At 55.4% G+C, this 25,231-nt stretch carries 23 protein-coding genes; 16 read left to right on the top strand and 7 right to left on the bottom strand.

Annotated features, from left to right (window positions below):
* Positions 1–3 precede the first annotated feature (3 nt).
* From PQR63_RS16990 to PQR63_RS16970, 5 genes are all read right to left on the bottom strand, one after another.
* On the bottom strand, positions 4–1,065 hold the full coding sequence (locus PQR63_RS16990; RefSeq protein WP_408169176.1) for a porin: 1,062 nt from the start codon (positions 1,063–1,065) through the stop codon (positions 4–6).
* A 118-nt stretch (positions 1,066–1,183) separates the two neighbouring features.
* Positions 1,184–2,263, bottom strand: coding sequence for an ABC transporter ATP-binding protein (locus tag PQR63_RS16985; protein WP_408169175.1), 1,080 nt, complete (start codon positions 2,261–2,263; stop codon positions 1,184–1,186).
* A 59-nt stretch (positions 2,264–2,322) separates the two neighbouring features.
* Entirely contained in the window at positions 2,323–4,134 is a 1,812-nt protein-coding gene (locus PQR63_RS16980) for an ABC transporter permease (RefSeq protein ID WP_408169174.1), read from the bottom strand.
* Positions 4,135–4,334: 200 nt separating this feature from the next.
* Positions 4,335–5,453, bottom strand: a complete 1,119-nt coding sequence (locus tag PQR63_RS16975) for an ABC transporter substrate-binding protein (RefSeq protein ID WP_408169173.1) — start codon at positions 5,451–5,453, stop codon at positions 4,335–4,337.
* Between the two features lie 62 nt (positions 5,454–5,515).
* A complete protein-coding gene (locus PQR63_RS16970; protein ID WP_408169310.1) occupies positions 5,516–6,490 on the bottom strand; it encodes a tripartite tricarboxylate transporter substrate binding protein in 975 nt (324 codons plus the stop codon).
* 348 nt (positions 6,491–6,838) lie between these two features.
* On the opposite strand from PQR63_RS16970, the gene PQR63_RS16965 reads away from it, so the two are divergent.
* Both PQR63_RS16965 and PQR63_RS16960 read left to right on the top strand, forming a co-directional pair.
* A complete protein-coding gene (locus tag PQR63_RS16965) occupies positions 6,839–7,516 on the top strand; it encodes a response regulator (protein ID WP_408169172.1) in 678 nt (225 codons plus the stop codon).
* 14 nt (positions 7,517–7,530) lie between these two features.
* Positions 7,531–9,000 (top strand): sensor histidine kinase, encoded by a 1,470-nt coding sequence (locus PQR63_RS16960; protein ID WP_408169171.1) that lies wholly within the window; start codon positions 7,531–7,533, stop codon positions 8,998–9,000.
* A gap of 17 nt (positions 9,001–9,017) precedes the next feature.
* On the opposite strand, the gene PQR63_RS16955 is transcribed toward PQR63_RS16960, so the two are convergent.
* Positions 9,018–9,923 carry a LysR family transcriptional regulator gene (locus PQR63_RS16955; protein WP_408169170.1) on the bottom strand — a complete coding sequence of 302 codons (906 nt, stop codon included), beginning with the start codon at positions 9,921–9,923 and terminating at the stop codon, positions 9,018–9,020.
* A gap of 118 nt (positions 9,924–10,041) precedes the next feature.
* Here PQR63_RS16955 and PQR63_RS16950 point away from each other — a divergent pair, with 118 nt between their 5' ends.
* The 11 genes from PQR63_RS16950 to PQR63_RS16900 all read left to right on the top strand — a co-directional run bounded on the left by PQR63_RS16950 (position 10,042) and on the right by PQR63_RS16900 (position 20,189).
* On the top strand, positions 10,042–11,109 hold the full coding sequence (locus tag PQR63_RS16950; RefSeq protein WP_408169169.1) for a YeiH family protein: 1,068 nt from the start codon (positions 10,042–10,044) through the stop codon (positions 11,107–11,109).
* A 530-nt stretch (positions 11,110–11,639) separates the two neighbouring features.
* Complete coding sequence (locus tag PQR63_RS16945) at positions 11,640–12,590, top strand: NAD-dependent epimerase/dehydratase family protein (protein WP_408169168.1); 951 nt, start codon at positions 11,640–11,642, stop codon at positions 12,588–12,590.
* A complete protein-coding gene (locus PQR63_RS16940) occupies positions 12,587–13,186 on the top strand; it encodes an SIS domain-containing protein (RefSeq protein ID WP_408169167.1) in 600 nt (199 codons plus the stop codon). The genes PQR63_RS16945 and PQR63_RS16940 overlap by 4 nt, the downstream gene beginning before the upstream one ends.
* Before the next feature lie 11 nt (positions 13,187–13,197).
* On the top strand, positions 13,198–14,190 hold the full coding sequence (locus PQR63_RS16935) for a GDP-mannose 4,6-dehydratase (RefSeq protein ID WP_408169166.1): 993 nt from the start codon (positions 13,198–13,200) through the stop codon (positions 14,188–14,190).
* Between the two features lie 72 nt (positions 14,191–14,262).
* A complete protein-coding gene (locus PQR63_RS16930) occupies positions 14,263–15,090 on the top strand; it encodes a transketolase (protein WP_408169165.1) in 828 nt (275 codons plus the stop codon).
* Positions 15,087–16,019: a transketolase family protein gene (locus PQR63_RS16925; RefSeq protein ID WP_408169164.1), complete on the top strand. Its 933-nt coding sequence runs from the start codon at positions 15,087–15,089 to the stop codon at positions 16,017–16,019. Before PQR63_RS16930 ends, PQR63_RS16925 begins: the two co-directional genes overlap by 4 nt.
* A 3-nt stretch (positions 16,020–16,022) precedes the next feature.
* Positions 16,023–16,640 carry a haloacid dehalogenase-like hydrolase gene (locus PQR63_RS16920; RefSeq protein ID WP_408169163.1) on the top strand — a complete coding sequence of 206 codons (618 nt, stop codon included), beginning with the start codon at positions 16,023–16,025 and terminating at the stop codon, positions 16,638–16,640.
* Complete coding sequence (locus tag PQR63_RS16915; protein ID WP_408169162.1) at positions 16,622–17,632, top strand: phosphotransferase; 1,011 nt, start codon at positions 16,622–16,624, stop codon at positions 17,630–17,632. Before PQR63_RS16920 ends, PQR63_RS16915 begins: the two co-directional genes overlap by 19 nt.
* 3 nt (positions 17,633–17,635) lie before the next feature.
* Complete coding sequence (locus PQR63_RS16910) at positions 17,636–18,307, top strand: class I SAM-dependent methyltransferase (protein ID WP_408169161.1); 672 nt, start codon at positions 17,636–17,638, stop codon at positions 18,305–18,307.
* Positions 18,308–18,317: 10 nt separating this feature from the next.
* Positions 18,318–19,373: a zinc-binding dehydrogenase gene (locus PQR63_RS16905; RefSeq protein WP_408169160.1), complete on the top strand. Its 1,056-nt coding sequence runs from the start codon at positions 18,318–18,320 to the stop codon at positions 19,371–19,373.
* A 39-nt stretch (positions 19,374–19,412) separates the two neighbouring features.
* The gene (locus tag PQR63_RS16900; protein ID WP_408169159.1) at positions 19,413–20,189 is read left to right on the top strand and encodes a phytanoyl-CoA dioxygenase family protein; all 777 of its coding nucleotides are present in this window, start codon (positions 19,413–19,415) and stop codon (positions 20,187–20,189) included.
* Positions 20,190–20,306: 117 nt separating this feature from the next.
* Here PQR63_RS16900 and PQR63_RS16895 read toward each other — a convergent pair whose 3' ends face one another.
* Positions 20,307–21,740, bottom strand: a complete 1,434-nt coding sequence (locus tag PQR63_RS16895; RefSeq protein ID WP_408169158.1) for a GSCFA domain-containing protein — start codon at positions 21,738–21,740, stop codon at positions 20,307–20,309.
* Positions 21,741–22,292: 552 nt separating this feature from the next.
* Between PQR63_RS16895 and PQR63_RS16890 the strand changes: the two genes are divergently transcribed.
* From PQR63_RS16890 to PQR63_RS16880, 3 genes are all read left to right on the top strand, one after another.
* Entirely contained in the window at positions 22,293–23,225 is a 933-nt protein-coding gene (locus tag PQR63_RS16890; protein ID WP_408169157.1) for a glycosyltransferase family 2 protein, read from the top strand.
* A 106-nt stretch (positions 23,226–23,331) separates the two neighbouring features.
* Complete coding sequence (locus PQR63_RS16885) at positions 23,332–24,039, top strand: FkbM family methyltransferase (protein WP_408169156.1); 708 nt, start codon at positions 23,332–23,334, stop codon at positions 24,037–24,039.
* 66 nt (positions 24,040–24,105) lie between these two features.
* Complete coding sequence (locus PQR63_RS16880) at positions 24,106–24,900, top strand: nucleotidyltransferase family protein (protein ID WP_408169155.1); 795 nt, start codon at positions 24,106–24,108, stop codon at positions 24,898–24,900.
* Positions 24,901–25,231: the final 331 nt, after the last annotated feature.

Genomic DNA, 25,231 nt, shown 5'->3' with positions numbered 1-25,231 from the left:
TGATTAGAACCGGTGTTGCATGCCCAGTGTCACACCGGTCTGGCTGTTGCCAAACCCGACATCATCACGCGACAGGCCAACCAGCTGATTGTTCTTTGCCTTGGCGTACGCGCCGCTGGCGTACAGATCGGTGCGCTTGGACAAGGCGTATTTCAGACGCAGCGAATACATGATCGGGTCGGCATCAGTTACCAGATTCTTCTGATTCTGATAGTAGATGGTGCCGATCAGACTCCACGCCGGGGTGAACTTGTAGGTCGCGCCGCCCCAGTAGAAATCGCTGCGCAGATCAGCCGCACCGGTCGCCAGCGTCTTCTTGTAATAACGATAGCCGATACTGAACTTCAGCGGCTCGATAACCTGATAGCCCGCAGCCAGATGTACCGTCGTGGTCTTGTCATACGCGCCGCCGGCAACTGCCGCCGTGCCGTTGACGCGATCATAGGTAGTCGCCATTGAGAAGGGGCCGTTGCCGTAAGCCAGGCCGACGCCATACTTCGACGTGTCGTTGACGCTGCCTGCGACTTCGCCGAAACCATACATCGCACCGATCTTGAAGCCGCCAAAGTCACCCTGGTACTTGATCAGGTTCGACACGCCGGTCGGCATGCCGTCCTTGCGGCCACCGGTAGCACCGGCCGACGTCACCCACGAATACTGCGCCGAGTAACCCATCGGGTCGAACGGCAGAATGAAGTCATACGTTGTGCTGAACGAACGCCCGGCAACAACGCGACCGAAGCTGCCTTCGAGGCCGACGTTGGACTGACGGTTGAACAGCTGGTTGGCATCGCCGTCGAAGGCGCCGTTGTCGAGCTTGAAACCGTTTTCCAACTGGAAGATCGCCTTCAGTCCGCCGCCCAGATCTTCGGCACCGCGGAATCCGATACGCGACGTGTTCATCGCCCCCGAGCTCATACGCGTGACGCTGCCGCCTTTAGCGCTTGCGTTGTTGACGTATTCGATCCCAGTATCGATCAGGCCGTAGACGGTCACGTTGCTCTGCGCCGCTGCCATGCCGCTGACTGCCGACAAGATTGTTGCTGCCAATAATTTCTTCTGCACTGTTGCTCTCCTTGATGAAAATCGTTTTTATGGTTGTGTTGCTTTGATACATTGCTTTGATGCGATGTGTTGAAACACAGACGGGCGGCCGTCCCGTCCATGTGTCAAATGCATCAAATCAGAATGCCCAGAGCGCTTGCTCCGGCAGGGTCAGCCAGTACTCGCCCTGCTCCAGCTTGTGCGGCGCGTAGGCGCGCAAGCCGACCGTTGTGCTGTCCGCGCTTTTGGCTTTGAACAGGCACTCCCAGCGATCGCCCAGATACATGCAGGTCGATAGCGGAAGACGAATGGCGTTGTCGGTCTGGTGATCGGCGATACGGACTTGTTCGAGACGGATGATTCCGGTGACGTCGTTGCCGGTATTGCTGCCGCGCGCCGTGGCCTGCACGGTGCCACCTTCGACCTGCAAGGTGACGCGCTGACCATCGCGCTGCAACACCTTGCCGGGCAGACGATTGTTACTGCCCATGAATTCGGCGGTGAACAGCGTGTCCGGCGTCTGGTACATGCTTTGCGGCGTACCTTGCTGTTCGATCTTGCCGTTGTTAAGCAACAGGATGCGATCCGAAATCGCCATTGCCTCGCCCTGGTCATGCGTGACCATCAGCGCCGACAAGCCGAGACGCACGATCAGTTCGCGCAGGAAGGCTCGCGCTTCTTCACGCAGCTTGGCGTCGAGATTGGACAGCGGTTCATCGAGCAGAATGACTTGCGGGTTATAGACCAGCGCACGCGCGATGGCGACGCGCTGCTGCTGACCGCCGGAGAGTTGATGCGGAAAACGTTCGCCCAGATGACCGAGGCCGAGTTGCGACAACACGGTCTTCACGCGTTCCGCGATTTCGCTGCTGCCCATCTTGCGCAGCTTGAGGCCGTAGGCGACGTTGTCGAATACAGTCTTGTGCGGCCACAAGGCATACGACTGAAACACCAGACCAAGATTGCGCTCTTCAGCGGGGATTTCGAGCTTGCGCGAACCGTCGAAGACGCGACGTTCGGCGATATCGATGGTGCCTGCCTTGGGCGATTCCAATCCGGCCACGGCGCGCAGCAGCGTGGTCTTGCCGCTGCCGGAAGGGCCGAGCAACGCGACCACTTCGCCGCGCTGTAATTGCATAGAGACACCCTTGAGAATCGGATTGGCGCTGGCGCCGCTGCCATAGTCCAGGTGCAGGTCGTTGACGGTAAGTTCTGACATGATGATTCCTTTGATTGCAGGCTGCGACGATCACATCGCAACCTCGTGTATTGAGTAAGTTAATCGTGCAATTTGATGCCGAAGCGCAGCGCGATGCCGAGACCGATCGCGACCAGCGTGATGTTGATGAACGACAGCGCAGCCACCAGCTCCACCGCACCTGCCGCCCACATCGAGACGATCATCGAGCCGATGACTTCGGTGCCCGGCGACAGCAGGTACACGCCGGTGGAATACTCGCGCTCGAAGATCAGAAACACCATCAGCCACGCGCCGAGCAAGCCGTACTTGACCAGAGGCAGCGTGACGTCGCGCGTTACCTGGCCACGCTGCGCACCGACGGCGCGTGCCGCTTCTTCCAGTTCGGGGCCGACTTGTAGCAAGGCAGTGGTAATCAGGCGCAGACCATAAGCCATCCACACCACGGAATACGCCAACCAGACGGAGAAAATGGTGGAGCGCAGCTCGCGTAACTGAGGAATGAAATTCTCGACCAGCCAGCGTGCAACATCGTTGTCGAAGCCTTTGAGGAAGCCGTCCAGCAGCGAAGGCACGAACAGGAAAACCCACAGAAACGACAGACCGGCCAGCAGACCCGGCACCGCACGCGGCACCAGCACGCTGTAGTCGAGGAAGCGGGTGATGCCGTCGTTCTTGCGATGCATCGCCAGCGCAATCGCGCTATAGCAGGCCACCGCCACGGCACCGCCGATGACGCCGATCAACACGGTGTTGATGATGCCTCGCACCAATGACGGCTGCGCCCACACGTCACGGAAGTTTTGTAACGTCAGCACATCGAGCAAGGTCACGCCGTCGCCCCAATGGGACACGAAGGTGCGCAGGGCAATGCCCGACAGCGGCACGATCACGGTGAACAGCAACCACCCGGCGATCAGTGCGAAGGCAATCCAGCGCCACTTGCCCAGGGGCAGCGCTTTCTGGCGTGCGCCCTTGCCCTTGATCGAGACGTATTTGTTTGCTGACTTCAGCAACCAGCGTTGCAGCATGACCAAGGGCATGGTCACGGCGACAAGGCATACGGCGACGGCTGCCATCAGGTGATACGAAGGCGTGCCAAGCTTGTTAGTGAGTTTGTAGAGATAAGTCGCCAATACCAGATGGCCTTCCGGATCGCCGAGCACCAGCACCAGACCGAAGACTTCGAACCCGAGGAAAAACACCAGCACGCCCGAATACGCCAGCGCCGGCATGATCATCGGCAGCGACACATTGAGTGCTACCTGCAGCGGCGACGCACCGGCAACGCGAGCGGCTTCTTCGACGTCGGAGCCGAGACTCTTCAACGCTGCCGAAGCGTACAGATAGACGTGCGGCACATGGGTCAGACCGGCGATGATGACGATGGCCGGGAAGGAATACACGTTCCAGGGATCGCCTTCGAAGCCGAAAACAGACAGCAGGTTACGCATCCACACTGTATAGAAACCGACCGGCCCCATCGATACCACGTAGCCGAACGCGATCACCATCGGCGACACAAAGATCGGCACCAGCAGCATGGGCGCAATCCAGCCGCGTCCCGGCAGGTCGGTGCGCACCATCAGGAACGCCAGCATGCCGCCCAGTGGTACTGCAATCAGCGCCAGGCCGGAGGCGAGATAGAAGCCATTGACGAAGGCCTGGCGAAAATCCGAGTCATCAAAAATGAAGCGATAGGAATCCAGGGTCAGCGTCTTCACCGGCGCGAAGAACGGCGCAGACAAGAAGCTCTGATAGAAAATCAGCAGCAGCGGCACGAAGATCGCCAGTGACGCCAGCGCAACAACGATGCCGCGCGGCCAGTTCAGGCGTATGCGGAAACGCTTGGCTGCGGGCGCGATGCGATCGGTGGTTGAAAGTGTTTGCATAAGTCTTGCTACCTAAGAAATAGACACGACCTCTCCCCTGCGTATCCGGAAATCCGGACAAGCCTTCGGCCAGGGAGGGCGCAAAAGCAGCTTCCCAAACGAAGAGTGATGAGCGGTGATGTCTTGAAAACTGCAACCCGACCGGTTAGCCGGGCTGCTTGTTACGGATCTTGTGGATCTTGTAGATCACGGCCGGCGGCTTATTTCTTGCCGGCGGCGTCCTTCCATTGCTTCAGGAAAGCCAGACGCTTGGTCTGGTCCAGGTACTCCAGCAATTCGGTGCTGACCGGCATTGGCTTCAAGGCCGATCCCAGTTGCTTGTTCAAATCTGCCGACGTCGTCGCACCGATCACGTCAGCACGGATGGCGAACAATTGCGCGTCGTTGGCGATGATGGTCTGGCCGCGCTTGGAGAGGATGTAGTCCATCCAGAGCTTGCCGGCATTGATATTTTTGGCAGACTTGTTGACGAAGATCACGCGTGACAGCACCAGGTTGTAATCCTTGGTGAAAGCAATTCCGATCGATGGATCTTTCTTGGCGCGGGTCAGCGCGTAAGGGCCGAGGATGTTGTAGCCGATCAGGTTCTCGCCGGAGGATATGCGTTCGAGCATGGTGCCGGTGGACGACTGCACGCGCACTGCCACGCCACCCAGCGCTTTGGCGAAATCCCAGAATTGCGGATTGAGTTTCATGTCGTGGGTGATCAGGCTGAAACCGACGCCGGATTTTTCGATGTCGTAGGTGGTGACCTTGTTCTTGTACTTGTCGAGCTTGGTGGTCAGCAGCTTGGTGAATTCCGCATGCGTGGTCGGCACTTCGGATTCCGGCACCAGACGCTTGTTATAGACGATGGCGGCAGGTTCGTAGGTGGTGCCGTAGGCGGTATCTTTCCAGTTTGCCCAGGCGGGCACGGCTCCAGCTTCCGGCGACTTGTAAGACAGGCCATAACCTTCCGAAGCCAGCTTCATCTGCAGATCCATCGAGGACGACCACATCACGTCAGCAGTTGCACCGCCGGCAGCCGCTTCAGAAATGAAGCGGTTGTAGACTTCGGTGGAGTTCATGTCGTTGTATTCCACCTTCACCGCTGGATACAGTGCGCTGAAATCCTTGATCAGCGCTTCCGCCGCCTTCGAGTCCGTGGTGCTGTAGACCACCACCTTGCCTTCTTTCTTCGCTGCGTCGACCACCTTGGCGTAGTCGGCGGGATAGCCCGCAGGCACTTGCGCCAGAGCGGTCGAGGACAAACCTGCCAGCGGCAAAGCCAGGGCCAGGGCAATAGTGATGCGACGCTTCACGAATACACGAACGGACATGCGAAATCTCCTTTAGATTTTATGGTGGGCAGGGAGAGCCCGGTCAGTGTGCATCTTTGCGCTTATCTGACCAGCCCCAGCTCCTGCGATTGCTTGCGATATTGTTCGACGACCTTGCGGACATATTCAGTCAGTTGCGGCCCTGTCATGGCAAACGGATAAAGGCCGCTGGCGGCGCGCTGACGCTTGAACTCTTCTGTCGCCATGGCGCGGTCGAAAATGCCGACCCAGCGTTGGTAGTCGGCGTCTGACGCATGTGAACTCATGTAGAAACCGCGAATGATCGGCCACACCACGTCGAAACCCTGCTCACGTGCCGTGGCAACGCCGGACAGCACGCCGGGCAAGCGTTCTTCCGACAACACGGCGAGGATGCGGAACTTGCCTTCCTTGATATAAGCGGCGGCCTCGGATGCATCACCGGAAATCACTTGCACATGATTCGCCTGCAAAGCGGTGAACGAATCTCCACCGCCTTCCAGTGCAACGAAACGAAAATTCTTGGGGTCAATGTCTGCGCGACGGGCGATCATCGCTACCTTGAGCCAATCCTGGCTTCCCACCGTGCCGCTGACGCCGATGGTGATCTTGCCGGGGTCATTGCCCATGGCGTCGACCAGCTCGCGTAAATTCTTGTAGGGCGCGTCACTACGTACGGCGATCATGCCGTAATCGGTGCCGACACCTGCCAGCCAGCGCACGTCCGATACCGCGGCCTTGCCGTATTTTCCCTGCGCCAGATTCAATAACGATCCGCCGGAGAAAGTCACCAGCGTGTCCGGCCCGCCGCGCCGCTGCGACACCACCGAACTCCACGCCACGGCACCGATACCGCCGGGCAGATAGCTGATCTTGATCTCGGGCGCTCCGTCTTTTGCAGGCAGTACCTTGCGCATCATCTTGCACGCGCCATCCATCCCCCCGCCCGGCTTGGCCGGGACGATGCACTCCGTCGCCTGCGCGGAGAAGGCGCATAACAAAAGCGCGCAGGCAAGCAGTAGGCGCAGCAACACCGGATGCCGGATGGTCGAAGTCATGACGGCAGTCAGGCGCGATGCAAAGTGGCGAAAACGTGGCGCAACGAATACGTGAAAGCGCGTATCGAGATCATGCTGTGTCTCCAATATAGGATTTTTATTTTTATTGATTTGATGATGTGGGCGCATGCTACCTGCCCAAACTTTCATTCGGCTTTCAGTGCGGTGAAAGAATCCGACGAGTATGTCGATCCGACGCAAACCCGCTATTGCAAAGGCCCGGCTTCTGTTAGCATCCGCAGCTATCCGTGTTTTCACCGTGCTGCGCTGTGACGATTCATTCATGGCTTCCGTCCTTCTATTCGTTTGTTGTCTCATTGCGTTGCACCATCTTTTTTCATTGTCATCATGCGCATTCTATTGGTTGAAGATCACGTCGAACTTTCCCGCTGGCTGTCGAAGGCCTTGCAGGACGCGCATCTCACCGTCGAATGCGCGGCCAATGGCGCCGATGCCGACAGCCTGCTGCTGACCCAGGAATACGCGCTGGTCATTCTGGATCTGACGCTGCCCAAGATGGATGGGCTGGAAGTGCTCAAACGCCTGCGTGCACGCGGCAGCCGCACGCCGGTGCTGATCCTGACGGCACGCGGCGGACTCAATGATCGCGTCAACGGACTCAATCTCGGCGCCGACGACTATCTCGCCAAACCCTTCGAGCTGGTTGAACTGGAAGCACGCGTCAAGGCGCTGCTGCGGCGCGCGCAGGGCAACGAAACCGTCACCGTGAATTGCGGTGCGCTGAGTTTCGATACGGTATCGCGCATGTTCACCTACGGCGGCGCCATACTGGCACTGACGCCGCGCGAGCACGCCGTGCTGGAAGCACTGATCACACGCGTCGGCCGCACCGTGGCGAAAGAAAAACTGTTTCAGGAAGTATTCTCGCTGGATGACAACGCCAATGTCGACGCTATCGAAATCTATATCCACCGGCTGCGCAAAAAACTCGACGCCATCGACGAAGGCCGCGTCTCCATCACTACCCTGCGCGGCCTCGGTTACCTGCTGCAAGCCGCCGGATGATACGGCATTTCGCCATGACCAGACTCGGTAGCCTGCGCAGTCAGCTGATGCGCTGGCTGCTGGTGCCGCTGCTGATTCTGGTGGCGGTCGACGCGGTGTCGGTTTACTACAACGCGCTGGAAGTCGCCGACATTGCCTACGACCGTTCTTTGCTGGCGTCGACGCGCGCGCTGGCCGAACGCGTCTCCATCGTCAACGGCCATGTCGTCGCCGACGTGCCCTATGTGGCGCTCGACAGTTTCGAGACCGACACGCTCGGTCGCATCTATTACAAGGTCACCGGCGTGAAGGGTGAATTCGTCTCCGGCTACGACGATCTGCCGCCACTGCCCGCCGATGTGAAACGCTCGGAGGCTTATCCGGCGCTGGTGCGTTTTTATCAGGCGGATTATCACGATCAGCCGGTACGCATCGCGGCGCTCCATCAACCGGTCTACGACGACAGCATGCGCGGCATCGCTTTGATCCAGGTCGGCGAGACCATGGATGCGCGCCGTGGCATGACGCGCAAGATACTGTTCGACACCATGTGGCGTCAGGGCGTGCTGGTAGTGGTTGCTGCACTGCTAGTATGGTTTGCCGTGCGCTTCGTGCTGCGGCCGCTGATGCAATTGCGCAGCGATGTCGAATCGCGCGCACCGACGGATTTGTCCGACTTCGATCCCGACCGCGTACACAAGGAAATGCGCCCGCTGGTGCTGGCCATGAACGGTTACATGGAACGTCTGCAGACCCTGATCACGGGACAGCGCCGTTTCATCGCCGACGCTTCGCATCAGTTGCGTACGCCGCTCACCGTGTTGAAGACGCAAGCAGAATTGGCGCTGCGCGAGTTCGACCGCGCACCGAATGATCCACGTGCCTTGCATGAACTGCGCGAGCTGGTCGAGAGCATTGCCGGCACTACTGACTCCACCGTACATCTGGCCAATCGCCTGCTCACACTGGCGCGTGCCGAACATGGCGCGGCGGAAGGCGGCATCGCACCGGTCTCATTGACAGGCGCAGCGCGGCAGGTGGCGCTGGAACTGGCGCAACACGCGGTCGCAAAACATATCGATCTGTCTTTCGATACGGATCATGACGTACTGATTGATGGCAGCCCGCTGCTGCTGCACGAACTGGTCGTCAACCTGCTCGACAATGCGATCCGCTATACGCCTGCGCACGGCAAGATCGGCATGCGCGTATTTGAGCAGCGTATCGGCGATGATCTGTATGCCGTGCTTGAAGTGGAAGATAGCGGCCCCGGCATTCCGGCTGCCGATCGCGAGCGCGTGTTTGCGCCCTTCTATCGCGCACCGTCGGCGCAACTTGCCAATCCCCACGGCGCCGGTCTCGGCATGTCCATCGTGCGCGACATTGCATCAGCTCATCGCGGTGAAATCATCCTCTCCGACAGCGCGAACAATCCGGGACCAAATCCGGCATCAAATCAGGGCCTGATCGTGAAGGTGCGCTTCCCGGCATCCTCCCGTAAATAACAGTTCAATCGTACGTATCAAGTCTGTTCGTGCTGCACTGCCCAACTGCGGAAGAAATCCAGCAAGGATGCCAGCCGCAGCGACAACACGCGATGCTTATTGCGCACCAGATAAAAATGCCGGCGCAACATCGGCAACGGCGTCGCCAGTTCGATCAGCCGTCCCGACTCCAGCAAATCCTTCACGACAGCGCGCGACAGGCAACTGATGCCCATGCCTTCCGCTGTTGCGCGTTTGATCGCCTCCGAATTACCGAACTCGCACGCCGACGGCAAGTGATGCAGGTAAGGTAGCAAGGCATGTTCAACCGCTTCGCGTGTACCGGAACCTGCTTCACGTAACAGCCAATCCGCCTCGCTCAACTTTTTCAGAGTGAGTTTTTTGCCTTGCGCCGCCAGCGGATGCGTCGGCGAGGCAACCACGATCAGCTCATCCGTCATCCACGGCTCGACCAATACATCGCTGGCGTGGCACGGCCCTTCGATCAACGCCGCGTCGACGTCGAAATTGCTGACGGCAGCAACGATGTCGGCCGTATTGGCCACCAGCGCACGCACACGCAATTGCGGATGATCGTGACGATAGGCTGCGACCATCTCGGGCAGCATATAACTGCCGATGGTAGTGCTGGCGCCGATATGCAGTTCGGCGCCGGCTTGGTCAGGCGCAAGGAATTGCTGCTCGATCGTGTGCGCGGCATCGAGCATGTGCTGCGCCTGCGGCAACAGCAGGCGGCCGTTATCGTTCAGCACCAGCCGCTTGCCGACTCGGTCGAACAACTGCACGTTCAAACCGGCTTCCAGCTCATTGAGCGCCGCGCTGGCCGCCGATTGCGACAAAGCCACCGTTTCGGCCGCCGCAGTTGTACTACCCGACTGCGCCACCGCCAGAAAGATTTGCAATTGCCGCAAAGTAATTTTCATAAAATTCGCCAATCAACCTGTTATTTAGGTAGATATTAACAAAATAACGCGTTTTTCTTTTAAATGGCGACGCGATAAAGTGCCTTCATTCCGATCACCCATGAATGACAGGCACATCATGAACACCTCGCCGCTCTCCGTCACAGCCGTCCCCACATCGCCGCTGGCTCGTTTCATTCCGGGACTCGCACTGAGCGCGACGCTGGCATTGGTCTCTATCGAGGTCAGCAAGAATACCTGGCTGCAGGCGCATGGCTTCAGCGCGCTGACGATCGCAATCGTGCTGGGCATGCTGATCGGCAACACGGTATTTCCCCGTGTCGCCGCCAGTTGCGGCAGCGGCGTGGCCTTCTCCAAGCAAAACCTGCTGCGCCTGGGCATTGTGCTGTACGGTCTGCGCCTGACTTTTCAGGACATCTCGCAAGTCGGCGTCAGCGGCGTCGTCATTGACGCCTGTATGCTGATGTCGACCTTTGCGCTGGCCTACTTTATCGGCGTCAAGGTATTCAAGCTCGATCCCAATGCCGTCATGCTGATCGGCGCCGGCAGCTCGATTTGCGGCGCAGCGGCGGTGATGGCGACGGAGCCGGTGCTGCGTGCACGCAGCGAACAGGTAACCGTGGCGGTGTCGACCGTCGTTGTATTCGGCTCGGTGGCAATCTTCCTCTACCCCATGTTGCATGGCCTGAACTTGCTGCAAGGCCGCGCCGACTTCGGCGTCTACATCGGCTCGACCGTGCATGAAGTGGCGCAAGTCGTGGCCGCAGCGCGATCGATTGATGAACACACCGCCAACACTGCGGTGATCACCAAAATGGTTCGCGTGATGATGCTGGCACCGTTCCTGCTGATCCTGTCGGCTTATGTGCAACGCGGCAAGTCGGCGGCGCCTGCCGGTGGCGGCAAGACTTCCCGTATGGCCGGCATCCCCTGGTTTGCGTTCGCCTTCATCGGCGTGGTGGCGATTCACTCGCTGTTTCCGATCCCGGCCGCCGTCACCGGCGCCCTGCTCGACGCCGATACGTTCCTGCTGGCGATGGCCATGGCAGCACTGGGTCTGACGACGCATCTGTCGTCGGTAAGGCGCGCCGGGATGCGTCCTCTGCTGCTGGGTGGGTTGCTGTTTGCGTGGTTGATCGTGGGTGGTGCGCTAGTGAACACTGTGATTGACTATCTGTTTCGCTGATCCGCCCAAAACATTTCATAAAGACAACTTCCCGCATCTCCGCGCCTTGAAAGAGGTGCAGTATCTTGGCCTGGCTTCTGCCAGACCATCCCGGCTTGACCTGGCCATGCATCGCTTTCCCCCATAAAATCAGGCTTTCTGCCGATATCCGGACAAAAGAAGAACAACGACCGGATTCAGCGTGTTATTGCCTCTTTGCTACACCTTTCCCCGCACTAAGATTGCACCAACATAGTTAGCGTCGGCCCATTCCATCGCTTCAAGTAAAGCGCCCGGGTGAGTTGGAGAACAGAGCCCCTCGGGATTTCACCTCTCAAATTCCAGTTTTCCGATTCCCGTCCGTATACAGAGACAGCGGAGACGGCAAACGCATGATGGGAGCACGCTCAGGAATGATGAAAGAGAAGCTCGCAGGCAAATTAAGTTGTTGATTTGCAATTTTCACGCCACGCAGAACGTCGTTGCGATGACACGTTCGGGCAGCGATCAATCAGGTCCATTTAATTTTTAAGAGAATCACGCGCATATATATGAACATTCTAGTTACTGGTGGTTGCGGCTACAAAGGCACGGTACTTGTCCCTAAATTACTGGCGCGCGGATACAAGGTGCATGTGCTGGATATCATGTGGTTCGGTAATTACCTGCAGCCGCATCCGAATCTGACTGTCACCAAAGGCGATGTGCGCAACATCGACGAAATCTCGCTCGACGGCGTCGACACCATCATTCATCTGTCTTCCGTCGCCAACGATCCTTGCGGTGACCTCGATCCAAAATTGACCTGGGAAGTCAGCGCCCTGGCGACCATGCAGCTGGCCGACAAAGCGGCACGCAAAGGCGTCAAGCAATTTATCTATGCGTCTTCGGGCAGCGTCTATGGTGTCAAGGAAGAACTGCAAGTCACGGAAGATCTGGAACTGAAACCGATCTCCGAATACAACAAGACCAAGATGGTGTCCGAGCCGGTGCTACTGAGCTACAAGGATCGCATGGTTGTACAGATCGTCCGTCCCGCCACCGTATGCGGTTATTCGCCGCGCATGCGCCTGGACGTGTCGGTCAACCTGCTGACCATGCAGGCACTGTCCAAGGGCAAGATCACCGTTTTTGGCGGCGCGCAAGTACGTCCGAACATCCATATCGACGACATCACCGACGTCTATCTGCATCTGATCGATCATCCGGAAGTCACAGGCGTCTATAACGCCGGCTTCGAAAACATCTCCATCCTCGATATCGCCAAGATGGTTGCCAAGCACATCCCGGTCGACATCGTCGTGACCGAATCGAACGACCCCCGCTCCTACCGCGTCAACTCCGACAAGCTGCTGGCTACCGGCTTCAAGCCGTCCAAATCAGTCGAAGTCGCCATTACCGAAATCATCGAAAAATACCGCAGCGGCGAGTTGAAAGATGAAGACCGTTATTACAACCTGAAGTGGATGGAGCAGACTGTGCTGACTCCGAAAGCGGCATGACTTCAATGACCACGCAGGACAAATTGCCAACTGCCGTCTTCACCGCTTACGCCAGCCGCTTGCAAGAAGTCCTGGCGACATCGGACTGGTCGGGCGTGGCGCAACTCGCCCAGGATATGAAAGATTGCTGGATAAGTGGGCGCCAGGTATTTTTCTGCGGCAACGGCGGTAGCGCAGGTAATGCCATCCATCTCGCCAACGATTATCTATATGGCATCGCCAAGCGCACCGGCGGCGGCATGCGTGTATCGTCGCTGTCGGCCAATGCGGCAGTCATCACCTGCCTGGCAAACGATATCGGTTACGACTATATTTACTCTGAACAGCTCGCCGTTCAGGCACAAGCCGGCGATTTATTGATTGTCCTGTCAGGCAGCGGCAACTCTCCCAACATCTTGCGCGCGCTGGAACAAGCCAAAACCATGGGCGTCAAAACCTGTGCGATCCTCGGTTACAGCGGCGGCAAGGCAAAAGCCATGTGCGACGTGCCGATTCACTTCGCCATTGACGATATGCAGATTGCGGAAGACATGCAATTGGTCGTCGGGCACATGATCATGCAATGGCTGTACGAAAATAAACCTGTAGCGGAATAAACAAAATACACATGTCGGGCAAATATCTCATCATCGGCAGCAACTCCTTCTCCGGCGCCAGCTTCGCCGACTTTCTGCTGCAAAACGGCGAGAGCGTCATCGGCACCAGCCGCTCGCAAGAACCGCACAAGGCCTTTCTACCATACCGCTGGTCCGGCAAGGATGCCAACTTCCGCTTCTACAACTATGATCTGAACAAGGATCTGGAACCGCTGACGGCGCTGATCAAGCAGGAAAAACCGGCCTTCGTTGTCAATTTTGCGGCACAAAGCATGGTCGCGGAAAGCTGGAAGAATCCCGAACACTGGTTCGAAACCAATGTCATGGCGACCATTCGCCTGCATGAGGTTTTGCGCCATTGCGACTTCATGGAAAAGTACGTGCATGTCACTACGCCGGAAGTCTACGGCAGCACCGATGGCTTCATCAAGGAAGACACGCCGTTCAATCCGAGCACGCCGTATGCGGTCTCGCGCGCTGCGGCCGATATGAGCCTGAAGACTTATTTCGACGCTTACGGTTTCCCGGTGGTATTCACGCGTGCGGCCAACGTGTACGGCCCGGGTCAACAGTTGTACCGCATCATCCCGCGCACCATCCTGTCGATACTGACAGGCAAGAAGCTGCAGCTGCATGGCGGCGGACATTCGCGCCGCTCCTTCATTCACATGCGCGACGTGTCGAACGCCACGCACAAGATTGCTACGGCAGGCACGTCTGGTCAGACCTACCACATCTCCACCGATGAAATCGTCAGTGTGCGCGAACTGGTTGAGCGTATTTGCCGCAAGCTCAGCGTTGATTTCGATTCCTGCGTTGAAGTGGTCGGCGAACGTCTCGGCAAAGATGCCGCCTACATGCTCGACAGCAGCAAGTTGCGCAACACTCTGGACTGGGACGTCAAGATCGACCTGGACCAAGGCCTCGATGAGTGCATTGCCTGGGTAAAAGAGAATCTGGACGCAATGCAATCGATGGAGTGGAACTACGTCCACAAGCCCTGAGGGCTTGCTGCCCTCCTTACTGCTTGCTGTACTGCCCGTTTGCAAGAACGGGCATTGTTTTTAGAGACCGCCATGACTTCAGATACGCTCGCCTTACAAAAAATCGCCGCTACCATTCGTGGCCGCATCATCGCAACGTCTCATCACACGCAAACCCCGCATCTGGGATCTTGCCTGTCCTGTGTCGACATCTTGATTGCAGCTTACTTCAGCGCACTCAAAATCGATCCGTCAAAACCTGTCGATCCGGATCGCGACCGCTTCATCCTGAGCAAGGGACACGGCGCTGCGGCGCTGTTTCAAGTCCTCGCACTCAAGGGCTTTTATCCGGAAGCCATGCTGGAATCCTACGGTCAGGACGGCGGCATTTTCGCTGAGCATCCACCGACCCCGGACCACTTGCCCGGCATCGAAGCCGCAACAGGCTCGCTGGGTCACGGTTTGCCGATCGGACTGGGCATGGCCTTGTCAGCACGTATCCAAAAACGTAGCTACGACGTCACGGTATTGCTCGGTGACGGTGAATGCAACGAGGGTTCGGTCTGGGAATCCGCCATGATGGCAGCCGGCCAGCAAGTCGGCAGTCTGATGGCGATTGTCGATTTCAACAAATGGCAAGCCACCGGCCGCAGCGAAGACGTTCTCGCATTGGGACCGCTGGTCGACAAATGGCGCGCCTTCGGCTGGGAGGCAATGGAAATCGACGGCCACGACCTGGCCACGCTGACAGAGGTCATGGGCCGTCCGCGCAGCCGCACAGGCAAGCCGATCGCAGTCGTCGCGCATACGGTCAAGGGCAAAGGAGTGTCCTTCATGGAAGACGACAACAACTGGCACTACCGGATTCCGAATGCGGATGAACTGGCCGCTGCTTACGTGGAACTGGGAGTGACAGCATGAGAAACGCATTTGCAGATGAAATCACCAAACTGGGCGTGAGCGATTCGCGCGTCGTGTTGTTGTCCGGCGATATTGGCAACAAGCTGTTCGACAAATTCAAGGCCGCCAGCGAAGACCGCTTCCTCAACTGCGGCATCGCCGAGGCCAACATGATGGGCGTCGCCGCCGGCATGGCCTTGTCGGGATTGCGCCCTGTGATCTACACGATCACACCGTTCACCACGACGCGCTGCTACGAGCAGATCCGCGTCGATGCCTGCTATCACAATGTGCCGGTCATCATCGTCGGCACCGGTTCCGGCCTGTCGTATGCGGAACTCGGCCCGACCCATCATTCATGCGAAGACCTCGCTATCATGCGCGTGCTGCCGAACATGACCGTCATGGCGCCGGCCGATGAAGTCGAGTTGCGCCAATGTCTGCGTGCAGCGCTGAAACAAAATGGCCCGGTCTACATCCGCATCGGTAAGAAGGGCGAGCAGATCGTCCCCAAGAAAGATGATTCCTTTGAAATCGGCCGTGCCATTAACGTGCGTGAAGGCACTGACGTCTGCCTGATCGGCGCCGGCACCTTGCTGCCGACAGTGCTGCAAGCCGCTGACTTGCTGGCGGCTCAAGGCATCACTGCGCGCGTGGAAAGTTTTCACACAATCAAGCCGCTCGACGTCGATACCGTCCGGACAGCATTTACTGACTACAGCATCGTTGCCGTGGTTGAAGAACACAGCCGCATTGGCGGTCTTGGCGGCAGCATCGCCGAATGGCTGGCGCAGCAGGACAGAATGCAAGGACGCTTACTGAGCTTCGGCACCGACGACGAGTTCATGCACGAAGTCGGTTCGCAAGACTATGCGCGCGCCAAGTACGGCCTGACGGCAGAAAACATCGCCAGCAAGGTTCAGGCGGCATATGCCAAGGCTCGCAGCTAAGCCATGAAAATAGGTTTCGATTTCGATAACACTATCGTCAGCTACGACGAGTTGTTTCACGCGGTTGCGGTGGAACAGTCTCTGGTCCCCGCCGCGACGCCGGTGTCAAAAATAGCTGTGCGCAATCACCTGCGCAAGATCGACAACGAAGCCGCATGGACTGAATTGCAGGGCTACGTGTACGGTGCGCGAATGGCGCAGGCAGCAGCGTATCCCGGCGTGATCGAGTTCATCCGTACAGCGCGTGAGCATGCGGAGATCGTGATCGTCAGCCACAAGACCAAACATCCATTCCTTGGACCACAGTATGATTTGCATGCGGCGGCGGCGGGTTGGATCTCGACGGTACTGGTCGACGGCACATCGCCGTTGTTTGCCACTGAACGCGTTTTTTTCGAACTGACCAAGGAAGAGAAGATCGCGCGCATCGCCGCGTGCGAGTGCGATTATTTCATCGACGACCTTCCCGAGATTTTGCAGATGCAGGGCTTTCCGGCGCATACCCAGCGCTTGCTGTTCGATCCGGAACATGGCCATGACGGGGAAGGCGTCAGCGCGCGCTTCGGCTCGTGGCAAGAAATTCAGGCGTTTTTCGAGGCGACATGGCAAACCGGGAACTGACGGAAAAAATCGCGAGCTTGCTCCTGTCGTCGGGAATCGATCCGGCCGGATTGTCCTTGATGATCGTCGGAGGTGGCGGCAACAACCAGGTGTTCTCTGTGGATCTGAACGCCGGCCGTTATCTGGCGAAGGCGTACTTCAATCACCCGGCCGATACGCGTGATCGCCTCGGCGCTGAATATGCGTTTCTGTCCCATGCATCTGCCATCGGATTAAAAAATGTGCCGACGCCGATTGTATGTAGCGCTCAGGATCATTTGGGCATCTACGAATTCATCGACGGCAACAAACTGACGGCGAACGAGTTGCAGCCGACGCATGTGCGCAGTGCAGCGCAATTCATCGCCGCGCTCAACGCCAGAGGGCACGCCAACAATGCCTTGAGCGAGAAGTTGCCGACGGCATCAGAAGCATGCTTTTCCGTCGCGCAGCATCTGGAGATGGTTGATCGCCGTCTGCTGCGATTGCAGGAAATTACCGACGACGACGACTTGTCGCGCAAGGCAAAAAATCTGATTGGTCGTATTGCCGGAACGTGGCATGGCCACCGCCTGCGTATAGCTGGTGCGACAGTGCCCGACCTGCATGACGACGACCGTTGCATTTCGCCGTCCGACTTCGGCTTTCACAATGCCTTGCTGAAGAGCGATGGCCAGTTGTGTTTCATCGATTTCGAATATGCAGGCTGGGATGATCCGGCGAAGATGATCGGCGATTTCTTTTGCCAGCCGGCGGTGCCCGTGTCACAAACGTACTTTGATGATTTTGTGACGACAGCCGTCAGCTACTCGACGCGACCGGAGATACTGCGCGAGCGTGCGCGCCTGTTGTTGCCGGCCTTCCAGCTCAAGTGGTGCTGCATCATGCTCAACGAATTCTTGCCGGCTGCGGCGAAGCGCCGGCAATTTGCGGATCCGACCTTGTCGCTGGAACAAAGACAGCGCATGCAGTTTGACAAGACAGAACATTTTTTCCATTCCTGGCTGGTATAAATCATGGCATACATAGACTTCCTCACCTCCGTCCACAAAAGCACCACGCGCGATTATCTGGCGCGCGTCAATGACGCCGAGTTTCCAAAAGCCAAAGCGGCAGCACTGGCCAAGCAATGGGGCTTCGATTACTGGGATGGCGACCGTCGCATCTGCTACGGCGGTTATCGCTACATGCCAGGACGGTGGGCGCCGGTTGCACAGGCGATGATCGATCATTACGGCATCAAGGCAGGCGACAAAATTCTGGACATCGGTTGCGGCAAGGGTTTCTTACTATACGAAATTTCGCTGTTGGTACCGGGCGTGAAAATCCACGGCATCGACATATCGGAATACGCGATCGCCAACGCCAAGGAAGAGATCAAACCAAATCTGCAGGTAGCCAACGCAACGAGCTTGCCATTTGCAGACAACTATTTCGATTTCGTCTTTTCCATCACGACCCTGCACAACCTGCACAACTACGATCTGGACAAAGCACTGCGTGAAATGGAACGCGTCGGCAAAAAGAATAAATATCTTTGCGTCGAGTCTTATCGCAACGAGTCGGAGAAAGCCAATTTGCTGTACTGGCAAGTGACCTGTGAAGCCTTCTGCACACCGGAAGAATGGGATTGGTGGTTCAAACAGACCGGTTACACCGGCGACCATTCCTTGATCTACTTTGAATGACGGTAACGCCATGAACATGCCAAAAACAATGAAGGCGGCCATCCTGGTCGAATTACAACAACCGCTGGTAGTGGATGAAGTCGAACTACCTTCGACGCTGGAAGTTGGCCAGGTGCTGGTGAAGGTCAACAACAGCGGCATCTGCGGCTCGCAGCTTGGCGAGATTGACGGTGCCAAGGGTGAAGACAGATATCTGCCTCACTTGCTCGGGCACGAAGGTTCGGGCGTGGTGGAAGCCGTCGGTCCCGGCGTGCGCTTTGTCAAGCCGGGAGATCATGTCGTTCTGCACTGGCGCAAGAGCCAGGGCATCGAATCGGTGCCGCCGCGTTACACCTGGAAAGGCAAGTCGCTCAATGCCGGACTGATTGCGACCTTCAACGAATACGCCATCGTCTCCGAAAATCGCGTCACTCGTATCGAGCCATCCTCAGACATGGAAGTGGCGTCGCTGTTCGGTTGTGCCGTTACGACCGGTTTCGGCGTCGCCGAGAACAACGCCAAGATTCGCTTCGGTGAAGCCGTCGTGGTGTTCGGTGCCGGCGGTGTCGGTCTCAATATCATTCAGGCGGCAGGCTTGTTGTCAGCCTATCCTATCGTTGCCGTCGACCTGCACGACAACCGCCTCGAATTGGCCAAGTCGCTGGGCGCGACGCACACCATCAATTCCAGCAAGGTCGACGCCAAGGCGGCATTGCAAGAGCTGTTGGGTAATCAGGGTATCGACGTGTTCATCGACAACACCGGACAACCGGCGATCATCGAACTCGGCTACGAACTGACCAAGGCGCAAGGACGCGTGGTGCTGGTCGGCGTGCCGCGCAAGGGACGCAACATCAACATCTATTCGCTGCCGCTGCACTTCGACAAGCGCATCAGCGGATCGCATGGAGGCGAAGCGGTGCCCCATGTCGACATCCCGCGCTATACCAAGCTACTCAATGCCGGACGCATCCAACTCAAGCCTCTAATCACCGAACATTTCAAACTGGACGACATCAACGTGGCGATACAGCGTATGCGCAGCGGCGAGCTGGCGGGGCGCTGTCTGATCAAGATGGATGCCTGAATTGGAATGTATCGTCCGAGATGCTAACGAGATAGACACATGAGCACACTCAATCTGAAAAGCAAGATCTTTGATGCGCCTGGATTTTCAAAAGATGTCCGGCTTACTCAGGATGAGCTGGATATATTTCGCAATGCAATCACCGAGCAATGGTTATCTGTAATCGGCGCAGCGCATCGCGAACTGGTCCCTCAATTCAGTGAAATTGGCATCCCCAATTATCACCAGCTGGCACATCTGTTGACGCATGAAACCTTATGGCCCAAGCAAACGCGTTGCTTACCTAAACATAGTTGCGACAAAATCAAGGTCTTGCCTTTTTTGCAGACATTGCGTGATGAGCTGGGTGAATTTTCGATTTCCGATGTGTTTTATGGCGACACGCATGAAGCCGGTCGGGAAGAAATTTACTGGCGGCTGGTACGCCCACACGCAGCCAAAGATGTTGGCTCCCTGCATGCGGATAAATGGTTTCATGATGTCATGGGTATGGACGATCAGGCCTTTCCGTCGGAGGCCGAGACCGTCAAGATATGGATTCCGATTTTTTCGCAACCCGGCAAGAACGGCTTGATGATCGTACCCAACTCCCATCGCAAGTCCTACCGCTATCATGCGGCACCAGGCGCCGGCGGCATGAAACCGGTCATTGACGAAGATGTCTCGACACTAGGTGCAGAACTGATGCTGACCGAACCCGGCAACATGCTGATCTTCAACGAGGGGATATTGCACGGCGGTGCGGTCAATATGGGGGATCAGACTCGTGTCAGCGTTGAAATAACGATGGTCTTCGCCAACAGGCAGACAAAATAATTGGCAATGCAATGTCGCCGGAACACGAGAAAAATAGCCTCTGAAATGAAGCTATCTCGATGAGACTTTCCTACAAAGGAAGTCTCATCGCGACGCTCTTCACTTCATTTTATCGACTCATTCCGCATTGAACATATCGATGAAAGCACCAATCGTTCCATTTACCTTCTCTTCCGATACATGCCATGCAGCACCATCGTCAGCGGCATAGAAATTGCCTGCATTGGAGCCGGCCCAACGGAATACTTCAAATGAAGGCCAATAGATAATGTCCTTGAGACCGGATTGATTGACGACCTGATGCGCCACCAGCCGCATGGTGCTTTTGGATAAACAATCTGCGGCTATACAAGACTCGAATTCAAACGATGCAATTAACGGTACGGGAGAAACGGTGACGACCAGTTTTACATCCGGGGAAAGACGCCGGATGAAATTGATCAGATAAAGAACGTTATCAACGTTTTCCTGTACCGAAGTCGTACGATATTCATATTTTTCAGCCAGCACACGAGAATTGAGCGCAGTCGGGCGCGGCAAAACAAAGTCACCGGTAGCTCGATCAAAAAAAGCCGGGGCAACACCCAGCGTCAAGATGAACACGTCGGTATTCGTGATTTTTTCCAGTGTATTCTCGGCATTCCATCCCGGCGGCAACAACTCTTGAATCCGATCGCCGATTGCACCATCAACTTTTCCTGTACTTAGCCAATCAACAAACGCTTTGTTCGCGAACGTTGTATTGATGTACTCAGAGATTTCCATGTGCGTGCTGTTAAAGCCATTCTTATTCAGACTCACAGAGATGTTTCGCGCAAAGCAGGAGCCCATCGTGAAAAACCGCGTCGATTTGCTGATGAATTTTTTTTCGTTCCGCAAATCGAAGGCGATATGGTTCTTGATCAGATCCGGCAAGTTACCCAGAAAGTCTTCGGTCAATGGATAGCGCCCGATTTTTTTCCGCTTCTGCACGGCCACTTCTGCATTCGTCGATGCCAGCCCGGCTTTTCCGATCTTGATCGTTTCACGATTCGTTTCCGTATCGTAGGTGGCTGGATCCAGTGAAATAGCCTTCTCCAAAGCTGAGATGGAATCCGCCAGATTGTTCGCGACATTGTTAATGTGCGACAGACTTTCGCTAAGATGATAGTAGTCGTCTGCGCTATTGGACATGGAGGCGACTTTGCGATACAACTCGGCAGCTTTTTCCTGCGGGCCTACGTAGCTGCATCGCTGTGCCGCATACCGAACCAGAAAACAGTTGGCGTCCGCATTATCCTCAAAAAGTACCGGATAATCATCCAGAATCGATAGCGCCAGATCTCTGGCAATTGCCAATTGCTTGTGCGAGCCATCATCAATCAACTGCGCATAAATAAACCGCGAATCCAGATCGTTTTTTTCTTCCGCGAGTTTCTTAAAACAGGCTATTGCTTCAACTCGTCGATTCTCTCCAATAAATCTTGTTGCTGCTTCGCGAATGGCGTCACGATTGCCTGCTTCAAGCAATTGAAGCAAATTGGCGTCAAGAGGTTGGATAGAATCTGTCATGTTTGAAAATTCGGTAAGGTTTTTTGGAGAAGCACGCCTGCATCTGCAGCGGCCGAAAGCACCCTATCAGCCAAATAAATAGGCTAATGCTGAGTTGATTCTACACATGTTTTAACGCCGCTTGTGAAGTCCGGAGAACGTCGATATAGCAAAAGCATAGTGACAAATCTTACTGACGCAACACTTGTTCGAGCAAACGCTTTTGTGACGAAGCGATCCGCTGATTTGCGTCATTAAATGAAGAGCTAACGGGTCTTTAAGGGCGTTATTCACCGTTTCAGCTTGGCAGGCTTGCACTTATCATCTTTAAGCCAGAGATATATTAGGGGCACTTCGACTTACCTTACCTAGGCAGATCGAATTAACGGCAACGTGCCTGCCTCATCTCGTCACCCGAAACTAATCATCGGGATGCAATATCCCTTGTTTTTGTCGGTTACGACCGTGAATTTGGATGGCGGCAGGTCTTGCGGCATATTGAATTGCAGAGAAAAGAAATGCGGGCGAACCTGAACGGCGACTCGCCAAAGAAGCTATTAATTGGAGAAGAACATGCTTACCGTCATCATCCCTACCAAAAACCACGGTAGCTACCTTGAGCACCTGATTACCAATGTCATTTTTGCAGACAATTCACCAGTCACCAATCTGCTGATCTGTAATGATGGGTCGACCGATGACACTGCATCTATTCTGGAAAAATTCTCAGGCGATAAAAGGATACGGATTTTCCATAACGAGAAAAGCAAAGGTGCCATCGGATCGGTTGTGATGATGTATACCCATGTCGAAACGCCTTACGTGATGTTTCTGGCGAGCGACGACTATTTCTTCCCCGATAAAATAGCTAGGTTGTTCGATGAAATGATCAAAAATGACGCCTATGTTGGATTCGGTAAGTATGTCATCGAAGACGGCGGACAAATCATTGAATTGAACCATCCTGGGTGGCAGGCCCGGCGTCAGGCCGACGCTGATGAATTTTGTTCGATCCTCGGCTTTGATCACTACACGTCTTTCATTGTCGCCATCGTCAAGTGTGAAACTCTACCTAAGTATGGCCCCGACAATTCCCCTTGGGATTTAAGCCTAGATAGAATGGCTGGTGCGGACGGCATGGGAGAATTCAGAGCCCAGGATTGGACTCTAGCGCTCGATATGGCAAAAACGCATCCTGACCGCTTTTATTTCCTGGATGAATATTGCGGCTGTTTTCGCAAGGTCGCGTCTCAGCTATCTTCAGATGACACGTATGTTCATACCGGCCGTGCTGCCTATGAGATGGCGATGCTGATACTGAGATATCTACAAGACTATGAATTGAGAAAAAGAGTCAAGAAATCCGATTATTTCAAGACTGCGATAAGAAACCTCCTTTACGCAAAGGCTGGGCAAATAAGCGATACCGCAAAACAAAGTCATAATTTCGTCGAGATTTATAAACCGATATTACTAGCTGCCGACGCCCTACTTATCAACATGTAAGCCTACTTGGTTTTTAAAAAACAACACCGGACAAAGAGAAAAGTATTGTGAACGGCACACCCACCAAAAGCGACATCGCGAATGCTGTCTCCGTCGGGAGCACGACATGACAAATCCGACCATGAATATCCTGAGGACATTCGTCAAAATGCTTCCAGACAGGATGCAACATGCTGCCTCTAAATGGTATTTTTTTCGACAGATACGAACCGGTCGCTTCAAAAGCCATGAAGCCGAATGGGCGCGTTTATCCAATTGGTTGAGCCCTGGTGATTGGTGTATTGACGTCGGTGCCAACGTCGGCCGTTACAGTCTAAAAATGTCCGAATTGGTTGGCAGCTCGGGGCAGGTCATCGCATTTGAGCCACTGACACACACCTTCGATTTGTTGACCCATTTTGTCGAAAAAGGCGGGTATCGCAACATCACCATGCTCAACGCCGCGGCCACCGAACAAACTTGCCTGATCCGTATCGCCCCAGATTTATTTCCGGCAAACCCGAATTATATTTTCGACACAAACACCGGCTCCCGCATTTCCAGTACGGATAACGGGGCGGGCGATAGCAAATTGGGCCTGAGTATTGATTCGCTCAAGCTGCCGCATCGTATTGCGCTCGTCAAGATGGACGTTGAAGGCCACGAGCTTGCTGTTTGCAAGGGGATGACGGAATTGATACAACGCGACCATCCCGTATTGATTGTAGAAGTGCAAAATGCCACAACCGGCGTGCCTGAATTTTTAGCGCAGTTTGGCTATCAAGGGGTACGCTCTTCGGAAAATTCGCGCAACCTCGTATTCACAAAAAAATGATGAAAGCTACGAATAAGAAATTGGTAGCGTGTTCTCACTCGCAGCCATGATGAGGTGAGTTTCAAGATGCGTGCACTGTTACTCGCAGCTGGCCTTGGAACAAGACTCCAGCCACTGACCAATTTTTTACCCAAATGTCTCGTACCCATTAACGGACGACCGCTATTGGATTACTGGATTGGAAATTTGTTGGCGCAAGGGGTCGATCAGATTCTCATCAACACGCACTACCAGGCACCGTTAGTGACTGAGTATCTTCGTCAAAGCAGCTGGAACAATCAAGTAACGCTGATCTATGAGAAGCAGTTGCTCGGAACGGCAGGCACGGCGCTGGCCAATTGGGATTTTTTCCGGAGTGAGCCATTCCTGATTGCGCATGCAGATAACCTGACGCGTTTCAACTGTGCAGAGTTCATGGATGCTCATCATCATCGACCAGTCGATGCGGCGCTAACGATGATGCTATTCGAGACCGAGGATCCCCGATCGTGCGGAATTGTCGATCTGGACAACGACGGCATCGTCCAGGCATTTCATGAAAAGGTCGCCAATCCGCCAGGCAATCTGGCCAACGCCGCTGTCTATATCGTCGAACCTACCGTCCTGGAGTTCATGGCCACATTGGGCAAACCGGAAATTGATTTCAGCACCGAAGTTATCCCGCATTTCATAGGCCGTATTTTCACCTTTTCAAATAGTTCATATCATCGGGATATCGGAACCATCAAGAGTTGGACGGAAGCCCAACGGGACTTTGATATGCCAGCCGCCCTTCCTGAAAACCAACTTGCCTGGAACCGGCTCTTGGATACGCTAAGCCCGGACTTGCCTCGATTAATGAACACTCTGACAACAATCTGATTGTTGCGCGCGAATTGCGTTTCTCGGTTTCAGGCTGAGTTCTGTCCGCTATACGCTGCCACTCATCACCATTTTCGCGGGCAACAAGGCCGTCGCTGGCCGTCGCTCTATCCAAATGCGATGTTTGCCCGTCATTTACAAAGCTGTTTTCCCGATCAAAAGCATAAATCGACATGTATTCTTTCCAATAACGTCTATTCTTGCGATTTTCTTTGCGAGAATGAGCGAATCGGCGTAGTCCGCATAGAAATTGCGATGACATTCACGAACAGATTAATGAAATTATCTTTTATCGTTTTATCTACGAATGCTTAACAATAGCGCGACTGTT

It is taken from the genome of Herbaspirillum rhizosphaerae (genome assembly GCF_046025915.1).
In the GTDB taxonomy this organism is placed as follows: domain Bacteria; phylum Pseudomonadota; class Gammaproteobacteria; order Burkholderiales; family Burkholderiaceae_D; genus Herbaspirillum; species Herbaspirillum rhizosphaerae_A.
Note: the sequence above shows the minus strand (reverse complement) of the source record. Positions and strands in the feature narration are given on the sequence as shown.

What these genes read in the sequence shown, in the direction of transcription:
- PQR63_RS16985 (WP_408169175.1), bottom strand. Translation starts at nt 2,263, where the DNA reads ATGTCAGAACTTACCGTCAACGACCTGCACCTGGACTATGGCAGCGGC.
- PQR63_RS16980 (WP_408169174.1), bottom strand. Translation starts at nt 4,134, where the DNA reads ATGCAAACACTTTCAACCACCGATCGCATCGCGCCCGCAGCCAAGCGT.
- PQR63_RS16975 (WP_408169173.1), bottom strand. Translation starts at nt 5,453, where the DNA reads ATGTCCGTTCGTGTATTCGTGAAGCGTCGCATCACTATTGCCCTGGCC.
- PQR63_RS16970 (WP_408169310.1), bottom strand. Translation starts at nt 6,490, where the DNA reads ATGACTTCGACCATCCGGCATCCGGTGTTGCTGCGCCTACTGCTTGCC.
- PQR63_RS16965 (WP_408169172.1), top strand. Translation starts at nt 6,839, where the DNA reads ATGCGCATTCTATTGGTTGAAGATCACGTCGAACTTTCCCGCTGGCTG.
- PQR63_RS16960 (WP_408169171.1), top strand. Translation starts at nt 7,531, where the DNA reads ATGACCAGACTCGGTAGCCTGCGCAGTCAGCTGATGCGCTGGCTGCTG.
- PQR63_RS16955 (WP_408169170.1), bottom strand. Translation starts at nt 9,923, where the DNA reads ATGAAAATTACTTTGCGGCAATTGCAAATCTTTCTGGCGGTGGCGCAG.
- PQR63_RS16950 (WP_408169169.1), top strand. Translation starts at nt 10,042, where the DNA reads ATGAACACCTCGCCGCTCTCCGTCACAGCCGTCCCCACATCGCCGCTG.
- PQR63_RS16945 (WP_408169168.1), top strand. Translation starts at nt 11,640, where the DNA reads ATGAACATTCTAGTTACTGGTGGTTGCGGCTACAAAGGCACGGTACTT.
- PQR63_RS16940 (WP_408169167.1), top strand. Translation starts at nt 12,587, where the DNA reads ATGACTTCAATGACCACGCAGGACAAATTGCCAACTGCCGTCTTCACC.
- PQR63_RS16935 (WP_408169166.1), top strand. Translation starts at nt 13,198, where the DNA reads ATGTCGGGCAAATATCTCATCATCGGCAGCAACTCCTTCTCCGGCGCC.
- PQR63_RS16930 (WP_408169165.1), top strand. Translation starts at nt 14,263, where the DNA reads ATGACTTCAGATACGCTCGCCTTACAAAAAATCGCCGCTACCATTCGT.
- PQR63_RS16925 (WP_408169164.1), top strand. Translation starts at nt 15,087, where the DNA reads ATGAGAAACGCATTTGCAGATGAAATCACCAAACTGGGCGTGAGCGAT.
- PQR63_RS16920 (WP_408169163.1), top strand. Translation starts at nt 16,023, where the DNA reads ATGAAAATAGGTTTCGATTTCGATAACACTATCGTCAGCTACGACGAG.
- PQR63_RS16915 (WP_408169162.1), top strand. Translation starts at nt 16,622, where the DNA reads ATGGCAAACCGGGAACTGACGGAAAAAATCGCGAGCTTGCTCCTGTCG.
- PQR63_RS16910 (WP_408169161.1), top strand. Translation starts at nt 17,636, where the DNA reads ATGGCATACATAGACTTCCTCACCTCCGTCCACAAAAGCACCACGCGC.
- PQR63_RS16905 (WP_408169160.1), top strand. Translation starts at nt 18,318, where the DNA reads ATGAACATGCCAAAAACAATGAAGGCGGCCATCCTGGTCGAATTACAA.
- PQR63_RS16900 (WP_408169159.1), top strand. Translation starts at nt 19,413, where the DNA reads ATGAGCACACTCAATCTGAAAAGCAAGATCTTTGATGCGCCTGGATTT.
- PQR63_RS16895 (WP_408169158.1), bottom strand. Translation starts at nt 21,740, where the DNA reads ATGACAGATTCTATCCAACCTCTTGACGCCAATTTGCTTCAATTGCTT.
- PQR63_RS16890 (WP_408169157.1), top strand. Translation starts at nt 22,293, where the DNA reads ATGCTTACCGTCATCATCCCTACCAAAAACCACGGTAGCTACCTTGAG.
- PQR63_RS16885 (WP_408169156.1), top strand. Translation starts at nt 23,332, where the DNA reads ATGACAAATCCGACCATGAATATCCTGAGGACATTCGTCAAAATGCTT.
- PQR63_RS16880 (WP_408169155.1), top strand. Translation starts at nt 24,106, where the DNA reads ATGCGTGCACTGTTACTCGCAGCTGGCCTTGGAACAAGACTCCAGCCA.